Here is a 15179-nt window from a genome sequence, read left to right as displayed (position 1 = left end):
TTTTCCGCTGCATGAAATGCGTGATGATGTCGCATTTCAAATTATCAATGATGAATTATTTCTCGACGGTAACGCTCGTCAGAATCTGGCAACTTTTTGCCAGACCTGGGACGACGAAAATGTCCATAAATTGATGGACCTGTCGATCAATAAAAACTGGATCGACAAAGAAGAATATCCGCAATCCGCAGCCATCGACCTGCGCTGTGTAAATATGGTTGCTGACCTGTGGCACGCGCCTGCACCGAAAAACGGCCAGGCCGTTGGCACCAACACCATTGGTTCTTCCGAGGCCTGTATGCTCGGCGGGATGGCGATGAAATGGCGTTGGCGCAAGCGTATGGAAGCCGCAGGTAAGCCGACCAATAAACCAAACCTGGTCTGCGGCCCGGTGCAAATCTGCTGGCATAAATTTGCCCGCTACTGGGATGTCGAGCTGCGTGAGATCCCTATGCGTCCCGGCCAGCTATTCATGGATCCGAAACGCATGATTGAGGCCTGCGACGAAAACACCATCGGCGTGGTGCCGACTTTCGGCGTGACCTATACCGGTAACTATGAGTTCCCGCAACCGCTGCACGATGCACTGGATAAATTCCAGGCCGACACCGGTATCGACATCGACATGCACATCGACGCCGCCAGCGGTGGTTTCCTTGCGCCATTCGTGGCGCCAGATATCGTCTGGGACTTCCGCCTGCCGCGCGTGAAATCGATCAGTGCTTCAGGCCATAAATTCGGTCTGGCTCCGCTGGGCTGCGGCTGGGTTATCTGGCGTGATGAAGAAGCGCTGCCGAAAGAACTGGTATTCAACGTTGACTATCTCGGCGGTCAGATTGGTACTTTCGCCATCAACTTCTCCCGTCCGGCAGGTCAGGTGATTGCCCAGTACTATGAATTCCTGCGCCTCGGTCGTGAAGGCTATACCAAAGTACAGAACGCCTCTTACCAGGTTGCTGCTTATCTGGCGGATGAAATCGCCAAACTGGGGCCGTATGAGTTCATCTGTACGGGTCGCCCGGATGAAGGTATCCCGGCGGTGTGCTTCAAACTGAAAGACGGGGAAAATCCAGGATACACCCTGTATGACCTCTCTGAACGTCTGCGCCTGCGCGGCTGGCAGGTTCCGGCATTTACCCTCGGTGGTGAAGCCACCGACATCGTGGTAATGCGCATTATGTGCCGCCGTGGCTTCGAAATGGACTTCGCTGAACTGTTACTGGAAGACTACAAAGCCTCCCTGAAATACCTCAGCGATCACCCGAAACTGCAGGGCATTGCCCAGCAGAACAGCTTTAAACATACCTGATAACCGAATGTCACCTGCATGCCAGGAGCATGCGGGTGTAATTCATTCACGGTAAAGAAATATATCCTATAAATAAGAGTAGTGGCGTAATGATCAGGATGCTAATTCTGATCATTTTTTTGTTTTTTGGGAAATTCATATAATTGAATAATTTGCAATGTAAATTAAATCTTGTACAAATTACAATAGGATGCATCAGCTATTATTCATATCCGTTATTATTGCTTGTTTTTGCTCTAATAGATTGAAAAATAAGTGACCTGGAACAATGCTTCTAACCACTTAGGATGCTATTATTTTTTTTCGTTTAAGCTTTGTTTAAATCGCGATTTGACTTAGGGTGTTGGCGTGCTACATTAAATACAATAATATGTTTCTGTTATAGTGTATTAATGATGCAATCACTACATGGAACTTGTTTAATTGCGTACGCAAAGCATAAATATATTCTTACCATGCAGAATGGTGAATATCGCTGTTTTAACGGTGGTGATTTGGTTTTTGCGGATGCAAACCAGATTTTAGTTGATAACTGTGCAGAGAACGTCGTCTTTGTCACGAAGGAAACACTTTCATTATTTCTCCCAATGCTCAAGGAGGAGGCATTAACTCTTCATGCCTGTAAAAAAGTTCCTTCGTTAATCGTGCATCACTGTACCCGAGATATCCCCGTTTTTCAGGAAATTGTACAGCTTTCACAGAGTAAAAATCTCCGCTATGGTGAGATTTTACGTAACAGGGCATTAATATTCGCAATATTGTCGGTTTTTCTTGAAGATGAACAGTTTATAGCGCTACTCATGAATATCCTACAGCCCAATATGCGAACTCGGGTTTGTACGGTCATTAACCGTAATATTGCTCATGAATGGTCATTGGCGAAAATAGCCAGCGAGTTATTGATGAGTCCAAGTTTGTTAAAGAAAAAATTGCGTGAAGAAGAGACGTCTTATTCGCAACTGCTTACCGAATGTAGAATGCGACGCGCGTTACAACTCATTGTAATACATGGCTTTTCTATAAAGCGAGTGGCCGTGTTGTGTGGCTATAACAGTGTGTCGTATTTTATTTATGTTTTTCGCAATTATTATGGCATGACACCGACTGAGTATCATGAACGAATAGCTGAAAGAGGGGGTGATAACCCTCTGATGATGGACATTTGTTTAGCAGGAAAGTGTTGTCACCCTGAAAGGATAGTAAGGTTATAATTGCTTTTTGAAGATAAAAAAAAACCGGCATAGGGGACCGGGAAGAGGATAGTCTGCCGTCTCCAGACTAATAAGCCGTTATAACACTCCATGTTGGCACGGGAAACTTTGTGCTCTCAGTGGGTTAAATATAACTTTTGCTGGAGATAAGATCAGCCAATTTTTTATAAACATAAGCTATACACAAATTTAAGATATATCACGCATGCATTTACTTTTTATGGCTTAACTGATATATGCGCTTATGTATGTGATTACTTTTTGGTCCTACCAATTTTGGCAGTTTTGGATTTTTACAGGAGTCATACATCATTTCATTTGTATACTGAAATTGTAATGGTTGTAGTAATGGAATATAAGGGCTTGTCATGACACACGTTTGCTCAGTGATCCTCACCCGCCGTTCATTTGATATTTATCATGAGCAGCAAAAACTCTATTTGCAAAAAGAGAGTATTCTTTTGATGGATAAATATATGGTGGAGAATTTTCCTTTTGATGAATCCCATGCCCGTAGACTAGATATCGATGAAAGGATCATTAGCCATTATTTGCACAATGTCCGTCTTTCGGGTCGGTGTTTAGGGCTGCATGGTAAAAAACGGTTGCTAGTTAACCCAACACCACCAATGCCGCTGGTCACTGCGATATTTGATAGTTTTGCTCAAGAAGATATTGCGTCCAGAACATTAAGTAATATGCTTTACTTTTCCTGCCTTTCGATGTTTTCACGAAATAAAGAACTTATTCCCTTCCTTTTTAATAGCATTAGTACTGTTTCAGGTAAAGTTGAACGCATTATTAGCTGTGATATAGCCAAACGTTGGTATCTGCGTGATATCGCCGAAAAAATGTATACCAGTGAAAGCCTAATCAAGAAAAAATTGCAGGATGAAAATACTTGCTTCAGTAAAATATTGTTGGCCTCGCGAATGTCGATGGCCAGACGATTACTCGAGTTACGACAAATCCCGCTGCCGATGGTCGCAGAAAAATGTGGCTATAGCAGTACGTCGTACTTTATTAATACTTTCCGCCAGTACTATGGCGTAACACCGCACCAGTTTGCGCAACAGTCAACTGGGACCTTTAACTGACTGGATTTCTCATTCGAAAGTCGGTCAGGATCTCCCTCACACTTCATGTGAAAATCTTTCCTCATTAACTCTGCCGGGTCACCGGCAAGTTTGCTTTCGCAGTTTGCAAAACACTAAACGTATTTTCAGGAGGAAAAGACGCGGCATGTTCAGGATTATTAAGTTTGCAATTCATACAATTACGGGAATTCTGGTCAGTGTCGTGTTGTTTAAATTGATAACCAACGGTTGGAGCGGGTTCTACTTTCAATGCTGTTTACTGAGTCTGATGTTCCTGGCAGTAAGCTGGCTGTTGAGTGGCGAGTGGTTAGCGGGAAAGAGTAAGGCTGAACCCTCACGTTCAACCTTACTCTCGTTTACGCGTTACGCTTTTTTAAAGCGGGCAAAGAGATGTTCCACCACAACGAAAAAGACCGGAACGAAGTAAATCGCCAGCACCGTTGCTGCAAACATCCCCCCCATAACGCCTGTACCTACTGCGTTTTGCGCACCGGAGCCTGCGCCATGACTGATAACCAGCGGCAGTACGCCGAGAATAAAGGCCAGAGAGGTCATCAGGATTGGGCGTAAGCGCATCCGTGCCGCTTCGATAATCGCTTCCATCGGTGTCTTCCCTTCTTTTTGCATCATCTCAACCGCAAACTCGACAATCAGGATGGCGTTCTTGGCGGAAAGCCCAATGGTGGTCAGCAGACCAACCTGGAAGTAGACGTCATTGCTTAACCCGCGCAGATCTGTAGCCAGTAACGCGCCAATTACCCCAAGCGGTACGACCAGCATTACCGAGAATGGAATCGACCAGCTTTCATAAAGTGCGGCGAGGGCAAGGAACACCACGACCAGCGAGATGGCATATAGTGCCGGGGCCTGGTTGGAAGATAACGCTTCCTGATATGACAGTCCGGTCCATGAATAGCCAACGCCAGTCGGAAGTTTTGCGACCAGATCCGCCATAAATTTCATTGCGTCACCCGTACTTTTTCCTGCCGTCGCTTCACCTAAAATCTCCATTGCTGGAATACCGTTGTAGCGTTCCAGACGTGGTGAGCCGTAGGTCCATTCTGTTGAAGAATAAGCAGAAAGCGGCGCCATCGTGCCGGAGGCGTTGCGCACATACCATTGGTTTATATTATCTGGCAGCATGCGGAACGGTGTTCCCGCCTGGACATACACTTTTTTCACTCGTCCCTGGTTAAGGAAGTCGTTCACGTAGCTACTACCGAAAGCGGTGGAAATGGTCTGGTTGATATCGGACAACTCCACGCCCATCGCCTCAGCTTTCGCAGCGTTGACGTTGACTTTGAACATCGGTGTATCTTCCAGGCCGTTCGGGCGTACCCCGGTGACCTGGTCAGGGGATTGTGCTGCCAGAGACAGCAACTCATTTCTCGCCTGGGTCAGCTTTTCATGTCCCAGGTTACCGTTGTCCAGTAGTTCCATATCAAAACCTGACGCTGTCCCCAGTTCTGCTACCGCCGGTAAGTTGAACGGGAAAATAACTGCTTTATTGATGCGGCTAAGAGCCACCATCGCCCGCTGAATAATCGCGGTCACCGAATTTTCTTCGCCGACGCGTTCAGACCACGGCTTCAGGCTGATAAACGCCAGACCGTTGTTTTGCCCCTGGCCGCTGAAACCAAAGCCGCCAACGGTAAACACCGACTGAACATTATTTTTCTCTTTTGTCAGATAGTAATCGGTCACCTGCTGCAGCACTTTAGTGGTGTTAACCATCGTGGAACCTGATGGTAGCTGTGCAGTGGTCATAAAGACCCCCTGATCCTCTTCTGGCAAGAAGGAGGTCGGTGTACGCAGAAACAGCACCGCCATCCCGGCACAAATCAGCAGGTAAACCACCATATAACGACCCGTGCAGCGCAGCAGTGAGCGGGTACTGTCGGTATAGTGTTGAGTTGATTTTTCAAACAGATGGTTAAATCGCACAAACAACGCATTCTGTTTGTGACCGCCTTCTGGAACGGCTTTCAAAATGGTGGCGCAAAGGGCAGGCGTTAGACTCATCGCCACAAACACCGAAAGCAACATGGAGGAGATCAGCGTAATGGAGAACTGACGGTAAATTTCCCCGGTCGCGCCGCTCATAAAGGCCATTGGCATAAACACCGCGGAAAGCACAACGGCAATCCCGACCAGCGCACGTTGGATTTGCCCCATTGATTTATGCGTCGCTTCCTTCGGCGGCAGCTTATCTTCTGCTATCACGCGCTCGACGTTTTCTACCACCACGATAGCATCATCAACCAGCAACCCTATCGCCAGCACCATCCCGAACATGGTGAGGGTGTTGATGGTAAACCCGACCGCCGACAAAATCGCGAACGTGCCGAGAATAACGACCGGTACGGCAATAGTCGGGATGATCGTAGCGCGAATGTTTTGCAAAAACAGGTACATGACCAGGAAGACGAGGATGATGGCCTCAACCAGCGTTTTGAAAACTTCCTGGATTGAAATTTTAATAAATGGTGTCGTGTCGTAAGGATAAACCGTCTTCAGGCTGGCGGGGAAATAGGCCGATAAACGGTTGAGCTCCTCTTTTACCGCTCGGGAGGTATCGAGCGCGTTTGCTCCTGTAGCCAGTTTGATCGCGATCCCGGCGGCAGGTTTGCCGTTATAGCGCGCTACGGTGGAATAATCTTCCGCTCCCAACTCGACGCGGGCAACGTCGCGCAGCAGCACTTGTGAACCATCTTGCTGAACTTTCAGCAAGATTTTGCCAAATTCTTCCGGTGTTTGCAGACGTGTCTGCACAATGATCGAGGCGTTCAGTTGTTGGTCTGCCGCCTGTGGCATTCCGCCCAGTTGACCGCCGGAAATCTGGTTGTTCTGTACCTTGATTTGGGAAATAACATCGGCAGGAACAAGGTTGTATTTATTGAGTTTTTGCGGGTCCAGCCAGATACGCATGGCGTACTCTGAACCAAAGAGCTGCACGCTACCGACACCTGCGGTACGACTTAATGGGTCTTTAATATTAGAAGCCACATAGTCCGCAATGTCGTACTGGTTGAGGCTGCCGTTTTCAGAGATAAACGCTGCCACCATCAGGATATTGCTGCTCGACTTATTGACGCTAATCCCTTGTTGCTGTACTGCTTCGGGGAGTGATGGCATAGCAAGTTGCAGTTTATTCTGCACCTGAACCTGCGCAATATCGGGCGACGTTCCTGTCTCAAAGGTCAGTGTGATGGAGGCATTACCCGCCGCATCACTGGTTGATGACATATACATTAAGCCATCAAGTCCATTCATATTTTGCTCAATCACCTGAGTGACTGAATCTTCTACCGTTTGCGCATCAGCACCCGGATAGGTGGCGCTCACGGTGATGGTCGGTGGTGCAATCTGCGGATATTGCGCCACCGGTAAGTTCATGATCGCCAACCCGCCTGCGAGCATCAAAATAATGGCAAGTACCCAGGCAAAAACCGGGCGATCAATAAAATAGTTAGCCATGAAAGTCCCCTTAAGCCTGCAACGTTATTGTTTCGATTCGGTGCTGGCGTTTTCCTGGCTGGAGGAAATTGCGCGTGCTTTGATACCTGGGCGAATGCGTTGCAAACCGGAAACGATCACCCGATCGCCAGCTTGCAAGCCAGAGGTAACAACCCACTGGTTGCCGATGGCTTTGGTAGCGTCAATTTCGCGTAACTGCACGACATCATCTTTATCAAGAATGAGCGCCGTTGCTTTGCCCTGAGCGTTGTGAGTAACGCCTTCCTGCGGCACCAGTAACACATTCTGGCGACTACCTTCATCCACTAATGCTGTGACGTACATGCCTGGCAGTAAGTCACCATTTGGATTGGGGAAAATCGCGCGCAACGTGACCGAGCCGGTAGTTTCATCCACCGTCGGGTCAGAGAATTTCAGCGTACCGCTCTGGCTGTAACGTTTGCCATTTTCCAGATTGAGCTGTACTGGCGTACTGCCCTGAACCTGTTTGATTTGCCCACTGGCAACCTCTTCTTTCATGCGCAAAAAATCTTGTACCGACTGCGTGAGATCGACATAAATCGGGTCCAGACGCTGCACCGTAACCAGCGAATCTGCCTGATTAGCAGTAACGAGTGCGCCGACGGTCACTGATGATTTCCCACTGACGCCCGTAATGGGCGAGGTGACGTTTGCGTATTGCAGATTGATCGTCGCCTGCTCAACAGCCGCTTTAGCAACGGTGACATTGGCTTCTGCCTCATTCAGCTGGGTGCGCGCGGTGTCGTAATCCTGACGGCTGACGTAGTTGGTTTTCAGCAACGATGCCTGGCGATTAAAGGTAATGCGGGCATTGCTGGCGGTAGAGAGGGCTTTCGCCAGCGAACCTTTGGCTGAGTTCAGCTCTGCCTGCAAGGGCGCAGGGTCAATCTGATACAACGAATCGCCCTGGTTAACTTTATCGCCTTCGATAAAATTGCGCTTAATGATGATGCCACCCACCTGCGGGCGAATCTCAGCAACTTCATAAGGAACAGTTCTGCCGGGCAATTCGCTCATGACATTGATTGAGCCGGGGGAGAGCGTCACCACGCCCACTTCTGGCGTCATGGCGGCAGCATTTTGCGCTGATTTGTCGTCGCATGCGGTGAGTATTGCGCCGCAGAATAACAACGGTATTAACAGTTTTCTTTTTCTGTTCATTTTATTCCCTGAAAATTCGTGAAAAATTACGGATTTTTTGAATGTGTGCGGGGAGAGGCATGAGGGATTTACAGACCTGCGGCATAGTGCAAGCCATGGGGATGTATGCCTGTGATGGCGCATGCAGGCCGAGTGACCAGTGTGGCGATTTAGATGGCAAAAAAAATGTTGCCGTTCTGCTGACAGTCTCTGCCTGCGTCCGGGCAACGAATGTTTCTACTGGTGGATACATAAACCAGGGGAATAAGTTCGTTTTTGCTTCTCCTTTGGTTATCACCGGGAGTAATGGAGTCAGCATTTGCATCCCTCGTCATGCCAGCCGTCAATTTCAGGCACTTATCGCTGGGCCACATCAACGCCTTCTTAAAAATAAGAAGAGATCCCCAGAGTCACGATGTCGCTCATACGTCTAAGTTTCAGCTTGTACATAATATTGAATTTCTGGATCTTTAATGTCTGCTGCGAAATTTTCAGTGTTGACGTGATATTACTTTCATTTTTGTTCTTCAGGATTAATTGCATAATTTTGAATTGATTATGCGAGAAACATAATTGAGAATTCTTATGAGGCAAGTGTTTTCCATAAGTAATATCAATCAGATTTTTAATGCTTTCTTTACGGCTGATAAAAAAGATAGGCGACTGACTTTTAAGTTTGCTGATGTGGTAAGGTGCCAGAACAATGATTCTTTCAGCATCTAACTTCTCAAGAAACTTAATCGCTTCTTCATCAAGGATATGATTATGATAGGTATCAATGATCACCTTGAATGGTTTGTTACCTATGCTTTTTATCTCTGACAGGGAATTGATTTTTATCATTTCGTGATTATCTTTCAACTGCAAAAAGCCCTGTAAAAGAAAAGAATCCTTCGTCATGAGAAAAATCATAACTTGCTCCTTAGCCGTTATTGTTTCGAACATGTCATCCTTTTCATTATTTACATCCATGTCCGAATTCGTTGTTTAATATAGTAAACGCCTATAAGAACGTTGCCCTTCGTGAACTAATACGTCTATTAACACTAATCAAAACTTGAGATTTATCCATCACGCACTCCATATATTGATCCTAGGTAACATTCCTGGGTGTTATAAATTTGTTAGTGCTAACATGAAATTAACAACTCCCATATTTTTACCAAGAATAAGTTATCAATTTAAAGTTTGTGATTTCTGAATGATAAAACTAAAATAAAAAAGTAATCCGATTTAAATATCGAGTCTCCTTGTTTCTACTTAAGCTGGCAATTGGATTTGCCAGCTTTCTTTTTAATTTTTTGGGAAAATTAACATCAACTGCATTAATTACCTTCTTATTGAGCCAATGCTTGCCAAACCTTGATTTCATTTTCCCACAGCACTTTTAAACATTAAACCTGACTACAGAAAATATCAGCCATGATAATGTTTGAAATGGCTAATTTGCTGTGAAATTTATAAAACCATAAAGGTTTCAGCGAGTTGTTTAATGAGTCGCACGGTAATTATTTCAACGATGGTTTATGTTTTGCCATGGTGGCGATATGAAGCGGGAGTGTTATATGCCTCATAGTCACAATAAGTGATTATGAGGCGGTGTGGGAAATACTGTGCCGACGGTCTGATATTGATTATTTTTTAACGAATAAACTAGCGAAGCTAAACAAGCTGGCAGCGCTGAATATTAGTTCTATCCCCACCAGTGTAGAAACTAGTGTTACAGAAACCATTGGCGTTGCACCCAGGAATATCCATGCAATGATGATATCCAGGATACCAATGACTAGTTGTAGCCAGTTGCCTTTCATTGAACGCTGGCGATACCAGCTCATCAAGCGAATAACCCCAGCGACACAAAACAAGCCAGCGATAAACGCCGCAATAGCAAAAATTCCCAGTTCTGGTGCGCGGATGAAGAAATAGCCGATCAACAAATAGGCGACAGCGACAAGGAAGCCGGATAATACAGGCCAGAAATTATGACTCCGGTTGCTGAATAAACCGACAATAAGCGCAATGCCTGAGCAGATTAATAATGCGCCAACGACTGTGCTAAGGATATCGCCAGAGACAAACGGGAAGCTTATACACAGTAAACCGACAATAAACAGTAGCACAGCAATAAACTGGATTGCTCTCCGATGCTTCTTAAGCATATCCAGATCAAATTTCAAAATTGTTGCCTTATCTATATATAACATAGAACCACCCTATAAATTTAAGAAGAAAAATCCCTACTATCAATCTATGCCAAAAATGCATCCAGGAATGCATGTGATTTAATAAAAATTTCCTAATTAATGTGTCCAACACCCATGTAACTTGTTGTATTTAAATAAAAATATCTGATTTTGATATTTTATCTCAACATGACATACCCAAAAAACCAGGTTATAACCTCAATGTCGAAATTGATTCGTGACGGCTCTTTCACTTTATAGTTGAGGATATTACGATGAAAAAAGTATTAGGTGTAATTCTTGGTGGCCTGCTTCTTCTGCCAGTTGTGAGCAATGCCGCGGATGCACAAAAAGCAGCTGACAATAAAAAACCTGTCAACTCCTGGACCTGTGAAGATTTCCTAGCTGTGGACGAATCCTTCCAGCCGACTGCAGTCGGTTTTGCTGAAGCACTGAATAACAAAGATAAACCAGAAGATGCGGTTATGGATGTTCAGGGCATTGCAACCGTAACCCCAGCTATCGTTCAGGCTTGTACTCAGGATAAACAAGCCAGCTTTAAAGATAAAGTTAAAGGCGAATGGGACAAGATTAAGAAAGATATGTAATTCATGGAATGCGTTGCATCGTATTTCCTTGAATATTGAACAGGCAGGAATACCTCGCGTTAAAAGCAGATAATCCTCCTGTTCATATATACTTTATTTGTTGAATGGGTTGTAAAATGAATATTTCATCTCTACGTAAAGCCATGATTTTCGTTGGCGCTGTAGCGGCACTTTCACTGGTTAATGCACAATCTGCACTGGCTGCTAATGAATCTGCTAAAGATATGACTTGTCAGGAATTTATTGACCTGAATCCAAAAGCGATGACACCGGTTGCATGGTGGATGCTGCATGAGGAAACGGTTTACAAAGGTGGTGATACTGTAACCTTAAATGAAACTGATCTGACTCAGATTCCTAAAGTGATTGAATATTGTAAGAAAAATCCGCAGAAAAATTTGTATACCTTCAAAGATAAATTGGCAAATGTCCTGCCGAATTAACAGGAATAAAGCAAAAAGGAGTAGCAAGTTGAGCCATCTTGCTGCTCCTTTTTGCATTTTTATATGACTGCAGAATTTATTATTCGTCTAATCCTGGCTGCTATTGCCTGTGGTGCTATTGGCATGGAAAGGCAAATCCGCGGCAAAGGGGCAGGGCTTCGTACACATGTCTTAATCGGTATGGGTAGCGCCCTGTTTATGATTGTGTCGAAATATGGTTTCGCTGATGTGCTGGCGCTGGATCACGTCGGGCTTGATCCCAGCCGTATTGCCGCTCAGGTTGTCACTGGCGTCGGTTTTATAGGCGCGGGTAATATCCTCGTCCGTAATCAAAATATTGTCGGCCTCACCACCGCTGCGGATATCTGGGTAACAGCTGCAATCGGTATGGTGATTGGTAGCGGCATGTATGAGCTGGGGATTTACGGTTCTGTAATGACCTTGTTGGTACTGGAAGTCTTCCATCAATTAACTTTCCGGCTGATGAACAAGAATTACCATTTACAGCTGACGTTGGTGAACGGTAATACGCTGTCGATGCTCGACTGGTTTAAACAACAAAAAATAAAAACTGATTTAGTTTCGTTGCAAGAAAATGAAGATCATGACGTAGTTGCTATTGATATTCAGCTTCATGCGGCGACGTCGATTGAAGACTTATTAAAGTCGCTAAAAGACATGACGGGTGTGAAAGGTGTTTCAATCAGCTAATGTGAATATTAATGATATCGACGGGAGTACACCCGGTACTCCCGTCGTATTTAACTATCGAGGACAATCAGCGGAGAATGATTGGCAGGGGCGTTTAATACAGTAATATCCGCGCCGTAGAGCATAGTCAGCGCCTGCTGTGTCAACACGTCCTGCGGTTTACCATTGGCGATAACCTTTCCTTTTTGCATCAATACAACACGGTCGGCATAGCGGGCGGCAAGATTAAGATCGTGCAATACACAGCAGACGTTGAATTGCCGTTCGCGAACTAACTGACGTAATAAACGAAACAGATGCTGCTGATGGTGAATATCCAGCGCCGACGTTGGTTCATCAAGAAATAACCATTTCGGCGAGGGTATTGCTTCCCAAAGTTGTACCAGCAGGCGCGCTAATTGCACACGCTGTTGTTCACCGCCGGATAATTGCCGATAGTCGCGGTTTGCTAACGCCTGACAGTCGCATAGCGCCATTATCTGTGCCGTTTCATCCCCCTGATTACCGGTACGATGCGGATGGCGCCCCATCTGGATCACTTCTTGTACGCTGAATGGGAACGCCATATGGCTATTCTGACGCATCACGGCCCGGTGTTTCGCCAGTTCGGTAATTGACCATTCATTTAATGGCTTATTAAATAACCGGCATTCGCCGCTATCAGGTTGAAGATAGCCGGTGAGCTGGCGAAGCAACGTGGATTTTCCCGCACCATTAGGGCCGAGAATGGCAACAATTTCCCCGCCGGGAAAAGTCAGCGAGACATTGTCAGTCAGGCGTCGCCCATGAAGGCTATAAACCAGGTTCCGGGCGCTAATCATGCGATCCTCCGGTTGCGCAGAATCAACCACATGAAATACGGGCCGCCAAGCAGGCTGGTTAGTAATCCGACAGGCATTTCTGCTGGCTGTACCAGTGTGCGGGCAAGCGTGTCTGCCATCAGTAATAAGCAGGCTCCGGCAAGGGCAGAGCAAGGAATTAGCCAGCGATGATTTGCTCCGGTAGTCATGCGAATCAGATGCGGGATCACCAGGCCAATAAAGCCGATAATGCCGCTTACCGATACGGCAGCGCCAACGAGCAGTGAGCTAATCAACAGTAATTGTTGGCGTTTACGCTTTACGTTCACGCCGAGGTAATGGGCTTCTTCATCACCAAGTTGCAGCAAATTCAGCGTTCCGGCGAGACACGTTGTTGCCATAATGGCGGGCAGAATGAAGGAACTGGCAACCAATAACGTTGGCCATTGCGCCTGACCGAGATTGCCCATCATCCACAACGTGAGTTGTCGTAGCTGTTGCTCATCGCCTATATAGCTCAGTATGCCGATCGCTGCGCCGCACAGGGCATTGATGGCGATCCCGGCGAGTAACAATTGCATCATGCTGCCATCGCGATGGCGCTGCGTGATGAGAAAAATGATGGTGCAGACCACTAAACTTCCGGCGATGGCAAACACCATTTGTTCATAAAGCACCAGCACCACGGGGAAGGAAAAGGGCAGCACAATAGCAACGCCAACCATTAATGCCGAACCGCTACTGACGCCGAGTAATCCTGGGTCAGCCATGGGGTTGCGGAAAAGCCCCTGCATAATCACCCCGGCGGTTGCCAACGCGGCGCCTACCAGCACGGCCAGTAAAACGCGCGGTAGGCGAATATTTAGCCAGATATCGCGGTATTCCTCATCAAGAAGGGCGCTAAAGCTGATTTTTAACGCGCCCTGACTGGCACCGAACAGCACCAGGGCAAGCAATAATAGTGATAGCCCCATAAAGACACTGGCGGATGAAAATGAATCCTTGAGCACGCAAAACTCCGTTATGACGTTGCGGCGCGGAGAGTCTGCGCCGCAAGGGATTACGCCGGTTTCAGGTCAGGTTCAATCAGACTGTAGATCTGCTTGTTGAGTGCTGGCGCGTTTGCCAGTTCATGAATGTGTGCGGCGACATCGGCACGGCGGACAAAACCATGACACTCCTGATTTTGTATCCGTTGTGCTTTGCCTGTTGCTGCGCCGTCAAGCAGACCGCCAGGGCGGAGAATGGCGTAGTCTAGCTGGCTGGTTTGCAGCCAGCTTTCCGCCAGTGTCTTTTCGCGCACCGCCTGACCAAACGCGGCTTTTGCCCGATCCGATAAGAACGGCCAACTATCGCCGCATCCCAAAGAAGTCACCAGAATCATGCGACTGATGCCTGCCTTTTCGGCCTCATCAATCACCGTTCTGTGGGCCAGATAATCCTGTGCGCCGCCCATTGTTGAGATGATAAGTGCTTGCGGACCAGCCGCGCGGCAGGCGGCTGCGACTACGCCGGCGTCACAAGCGTCGCCAGTAAAAGCCTGCACACCTTGTTGCGTCAGTTGAGCCGCAGCGTCTGCACGGCGAACGACAGCGACGACCGGACGTTGTTCCGCCAGCGCCAGTTCAAGCGTTCTGGCGCCCACACCTTTTCCGCCCGCGCCAAAGAGTAGCCACGGTGTCATCAGGCGTGTTCCTTTAACGATGCTGCCAGAGCATGGAAGGCGTTGACCTGTTCACTCAGGAGCTGACGATGGTCATCCCTGCCGAGGAAGATTTTCAGCATGGCGCTGCCTTCTTTGTTGAAAAAGAGAATGGATGCGGTGTCCATGCCCATAAATTTACGTTCGATTAAGGCAATATGCGTGCAGTTTTCTGCTTTGATATGCCCGGACATGCCGTGCTTTCCACGCAGATTGAAATAGCCGTGGCGGTGGAAACCAGAAGGCAGTTCGCCGCTAAATTCGAGGATCACATCGGCAGTATGCACCAGCGTGGTGACGTTGCCCCATTCGCAGACGGTATCCCAGACAGTATCGAATTTATCGCCTGACACAACTGTCGGAGAGGGCAGATTTTTCACTACCTCCAGCAGCGTGGTGTTGTATTGTTCGGCGATCGCCTCCAGCGTACCGTCTGGCTCCGTTTTCAAAAATTCCTGTAACGAGACATGGCTCATA

General features: G+C 47.0%; 14 protein-coding genes and 1 pseudogene. 7 read left to right on the top strand and 8 right to left on the bottom strand.

Features of this window, described 5'->3' with window-relative positions; genetic code table 11:
• The 3 genes from FEK66_RS07035 to gadW form a co-directional block, all read left to right on the top strand.
• Window positions 1-1309 (top strand): glutamate decarboxylase (locus tag FEK66_RS07035; RefSeq protein WP_130238282.1); only part of this gene is annotated, 1309 nt, incomplete at its 5' end.
• A gap of 395 nt (window positions 1310-1704) precedes the next feature.
• Entirely contained in the window at window positions 1705-2520 is an 816-nt protein-coding gene (gadX, locus tag FEK66_RS07030) for a DNA-binding transcriptional regulator GadX (protein WP_138211430.1), read from the top strand.
• Between the two features lie 368 nt (window positions 2521-2888).
• Window positions 2889-3617, top strand: coding sequence for an acid resistance transcriptional activator GadW (gadW, locus tag FEK66_RS07025; RefSeq protein ID WP_130209198.1), 729 nt, complete (start codon window positions 2889-2891; stop codon window positions 3615-3617).
• Window positions 3618-3980: 363 nt separating this feature from the next.
• Here gadW and mdtF read toward each other — a convergent pair whose 3' ends face one another.
• Together mdtF and mdtE are read right to left on the bottom strand one after the other, a co-directional pair.
• Window positions 3981-7094 (bottom strand): multidrug efflux pump RND permease MdtF, encoded by a 3114-nt coding sequence (gene mdtF, locus FEK66_RS07020; RefSeq protein WP_130209196.1) that lies wholly within the window; start codon window positions 7092-7094, stop codon window positions 3981-3983.
• A gap of 24 nt (window positions 7095-7118) precedes the next feature.
• Window positions 7119-8228 (bottom strand): multidrug transporter subunit MdtE, encoded by a 1110-nt coding sequence (gene mdtE, locus FEK66_RS07015; RefSeq protein WP_346460520.1) that lies wholly within the window; start codon window positions 8226-8228, stop codon window positions 7119-7121.
• A gap of 107 nt (window positions 8229-8335) precedes the next feature.
• On the opposite strand from mdtE, the pseudogene FEK66_RS26275 reads away from it, so the two are divergent.
• A pseudogene (locus tag FEK66_RS26275) lies at window positions 8336-8620 on the top strand (hypothetical protein); the annotation flags it as partial.
• A 19-nt stretch (window positions 8621-8639) separates the two neighbouring features.
• On the opposite strand, the gene gadE reads toward FEK66_RS26275, so the two are convergent.
• Window positions 8640-9167, bottom strand: a complete 528-nt coding sequence (gene gadE / locus FEK66_RS07005) for an acid resistance transcriptional activator GadE (RefSeq protein ID WP_064527778.1) — start codon at window positions 9165-9167, stop codon at window positions 8640-8642.
• A 722-nt stretch (window positions 9168-9889) separates the two neighbouring features.
• The gene (gene hdeD / locus FEK66_RS07000; RefSeq protein ID WP_138211429.1) at window positions 9890-10459 is read right to left on the bottom strand and encodes an acid-resistance protein HdeD; all 570 of its coding nucleotides are present in this window, start codon (window positions 10457-10459) and stop codon (window positions 9890-9892) included.
• Between the two features lie 254 nt (window positions 10460-10713).
• Here hdeD and hdeA point away from each other — a divergent pair, with 254 nt between their 5' ends.
• From hdeA to FEK66_RS06985, 3 genes are all read left to right on the top strand, one after another.
• Complete coding sequence (gene hdeA / locus FEK66_RS06995) at window positions 10714-11046, top strand: acid-activated periplasmic chaperone HdeA (RefSeq protein ID WP_130209189.1); 333 nt, start codon at window positions 10714-10716, stop codon at window positions 11044-11046.
• Between the two features lie 116 nt (window positions 11047-11162).
• Window positions 11163-11489 (top strand): acid-activated periplasmic chaperone HdeB, encoded by a 327-nt coding sequence (gene hdeB / locus FEK66_RS06990; RefSeq protein ID WP_130209187.1) that lies wholly within the window; start codon window positions 11163-11165, stop codon window positions 11487-11489.
• 63 nt (window positions 11490-11552) lie between these two features.
• Window positions 11553-12200, top strand: coding sequence for an MgtC/SapB family protein (locus tag FEK66_RS06985; RefSeq protein ID WP_130260996.1), 648 nt, complete (start codon window positions 11553-11555; stop codon window positions 12198-12200).
• Window positions 12201-12250: 50 nt separating this feature from the next.
• On the opposite strand, the gene FEK66_RS06980 is transcribed toward FEK66_RS06985, so the two are convergent.
• From FEK66_RS06980 to hutX, 4 genes are read right to left on the bottom strand one after another with little or no spacing between them, the layout of a single operon-like run.
• On the bottom strand, window positions 12251-13021 hold the full coding sequence (locus FEK66_RS06980) for a heme ABC transporter ATP-binding protein (RefSeq protein WP_130209183.1): 771 nt from the start codon (window positions 13019-13021) through the stop codon (window positions 12251-12253).
• Entirely contained in the window at window positions 13018-14010 is a 993-nt protein-coding gene (gene shuU, locus FEK66_RS06975; RefSeq protein ID WP_214251097.1) for an iron ABC transporter permease, read from the bottom strand. Before shuU ends, FEK66_RS06980 begins: the two co-directional genes overlap by 4 nt.
• A 50-nt stretch (window positions 14011-14060) precedes the next feature.
• A complete protein-coding gene (gene chuY / locus FEK66_RS06970; RefSeq protein ID WP_135495290.1) occupies window positions 14061-14684 on the bottom strand; it encodes an anaerobilin reductase in 624 nt (207 codons plus the stop codon).
• Entirely contained in the window at window positions 14684-15178 is a 495-nt protein-coding gene (hutX, locus tag FEK66_RS06965) for a heme utilization cystosolic carrier protein HutX (protein ID WP_021550030.1), read from the bottom strand. Before hutX ends, chuY begins: the two co-directional genes overlap by 1 nt.
• Window position 15179 lies beyond the last annotated feature (1 nt).

Origin of the sequence: Escherichia sp. E1130, from assembly GCF_005781065.1 — a bacterium.
Classification (GTDB): Bacteria; Pseudomonadota; Gammaproteobacteria; order Enterobacterales; family Enterobacteriaceae; genus Escherichia.
This window is presented reverse-complemented; position numbering and strand designations above follow the sequence as displayed.